General features: G+C 69.8%; 4 protein-coding genes. All 4 read right to left on the bottom strand.

Going from position 1 to position 2258, the window contains the following annotated elements; all coding sequences use genetic code 11:
* A partial coding sequence (locus VIB55_RS04645; RefSeq protein WP_331875501.1) for a lipid A-modifier LpxR family protein occupies positions 1–562 on the bottom strand: 562 nt, incomplete at its 3' end.
* A 73-nt stretch (positions 563–635) separates the two neighbouring features.
* The gene (locus VIB55_RS04640; RefSeq protein ID WP_331875500.1) at positions 636–1079 is read right to left on the bottom strand and encodes a DoxX family protein; all 444 of its coding nucleotides are present in this window, start codon (positions 1077–1079) and stop codon (positions 636–638) included.
* A gap of 132 nt (positions 1080–1211) precedes the next feature.
* Complete coding sequence (locus VIB55_RS04635) at positions 1212–1925, bottom strand: cupin domain-containing protein (RefSeq protein WP_331875499.1); 714 nt, start codon at positions 1923–1925, stop codon at positions 1212–1214.
* 19 nt (positions 1926–1944) lie between these two features.
* Positions 1945–2258: nuclear transport factor 2 family protein (locus tag VIB55_RS04630; RefSeq protein ID WP_331875498.1), on the bottom strand; the 314-nt coding region annotated here is incomplete at its 5' end.

Below are 2258 nucleotides of genomic sequence, written 5' to 3'. Positions count from 1 at the left end.
GATCCATCTCCACCTTCCGCTCGTCGCGGTACCGCACCAGCAGCCCCGGCTCGGTACCCAGTTGGTGCGCCCAACCCACCTGCGGCTGGGAACCGTTCAGCCGGTGCACCCCGTTCTGCACCGGCTCGCCCAGCGCCGCCGGGCCCACGACCCCCATCTGCACGACCAGCGACCGCTGCCGTCCGGGCCCGTCGACCACGGCCTCCGCGCCGGCGTACAGCCAGGCAGCGTAGGGCCGCTCGCCCTCCAGCGGCGTGGGCGCGTCGCGGCGCGGCGTGTAGATCTCCTGGCCCGCGTGCAGCCGGGTGCGCAGGCACGGGAGCGCATCACCGTCCGCGGCGCACGCCTGAAGGACCGCGAGCGGACCCGGATTGCGGCCCAGTTCCGCCCGGATGTGCAGCCCGTGCGTGTAGTCGTAGTCGGGAGGCGCTCCGCGGCCGCGGAGCGCCAGGATGTCGTTGTCCAGCCGCATGCTGAACGCCGTCACGGTCTGCGCCGCGGCTGATTCGGCGCAGGCCATGACCAGTCCAAGACCGAGAACGGTGCGCGCTGTGATCGCCATTCGCGTCGAAGCGCGCATCCAGTGTCTCCAGATAATCGTCAGCCGCGCTCCGCGTCGGCGGCGACGCGGCAGCTCAGGCCCGCAGCGGAATCAGCGCGCGCAGCCGCGGCTCGCGCAGGTACAGCCCCGCCCAGACCAGCACGCCGAACGTCGCCGCGAAGAGAAAGAACGGGTCTTCCACACGCACGTGCGACGCCGTGGCGCCGCCCAGGTAGCCAGTCAGCAGGATGGCGCCGAGCACGGCCGTGCGCGGGATCACATACAGCAGCGCCGCCGCGAGCAGCACCAGGCCGATGGGCGACGCGAGGTGCTCCGGATACCCGAACTTCACCGTGCCCTCCACGTACGGCGCAAACCGCACCAGCCGCGCCGCCCCGTCGAAGAGCAGGAAGACGGACACGAAACCGCTGATCGCGCGCCTTGCCCACACCATTCCCCTGCCGGGCTGTACAGCCGTCGCTGCTCGCGCGAATCCCGCCGCGGGACGTCCCTGATCGATCGTGGCCGTGGTCTGCATCGGTGCTCCTCCTGTGTCGGGTTCGGGAGGGGGCGCCCGGTGGGATGGACCGGGTCAGCGGCCGCCTCTACCATCACGACGAACCACGACCGGGGAAATCGACATGTGCTTTTCGGATCGCTGGTCGGCGCCTCACGGCCGCCGCAGGTCGCGCTCCTGGGCCATGAACAGGCCGTCGGCGCCTTCGATCTCGTACTGGATCAGCGTGCCCGACGCGTAGCCGTGCCGGATGCGGCCGCGCCCGCGCGGCGCTACCACCTCGTCGCCACGCCGGAAGCGGAACGTGGATTCCGCCTCGGCATCGTCAAAGGTCGTCAGGCCGTCGCGCCAGTGGATGTGGAACGGCCCCACACCATGCACCTGCACGATGGCCGGTTCCGGCGACGTCGCGAACATCGTGGTGCCGCTGGGCGCAAAAGCGTACGAACCGGTCTTCAGTTCCCGGAGCGCCGTGGAGTCGAACGCCGCGCCAATGCCGAAGTACCACGTGCCCTGCACGATGGTGATGTGCTCGTCGACGGGATGCGAGTGCGGCGGAACGATGGTGCCGGGAAGCTCGCGGATGCGCATGACGAAGGGCTGGCCGGGTACGTCGGGATCGCCGTACAGGATCTGCACGTCCCCCGACATCGGACCCAGCGGGATCATCCGGTGCTGCCGCGGCCCCGTGCCGCTGTCGGCGTGGGCCACGCCGGTTGCCGCGCCCATCGCCGTCCGCACTTCTGCCGCACGCCCGGCAGCGGAGTGGGGGCCCGGGGCGCAGCCGAGCAGCAGCAGGTAAAGCAGGCAGGTTCGTGGCAGCATCAGGACCTCCTGGAACGGGTGGGCCGAAAGGATCGAGCGCATCCGCCGCTCCCTCTCCCGACTAGTCGATGAACCAGACGTTCCGGATCTTTCCGTCGCGCACCTCGTAGATGGCCACGGCGCGGATCTCCCTTCCGTCCGCCTGCCCAGTCACATGCTCGTGGTCGATGACGTAGTTGCCCTGCACCATGCGGCTGGTGATGGCGGCCCGGCCGTTGGGATTGGCCGCGAACGCTTCGCCGTACTCCTTGCGCATCTGGTCCAGGCCGGACATCAGAAGGCGATCGGGGTGCAGGTAGATGCGGATCTCCGGCGAATACGTGGCCAGGAATCCTTCCAGGTCGCGCCGGTTGTACGCCTCCAGCTGAACCTGCA

This window comes from Longimicrobium sp., assembly GCF_036554565.1.
Lineage (GTDB): Bacteria > Gemmatimonadota > Gemmatimonadetes > Longimicrobiales > Longimicrobiaceae > Longimicrobium.
Note: the sequence above shows the minus strand (reverse complement) of the source record. Positions and strands in the feature narration are given on the sequence as shown.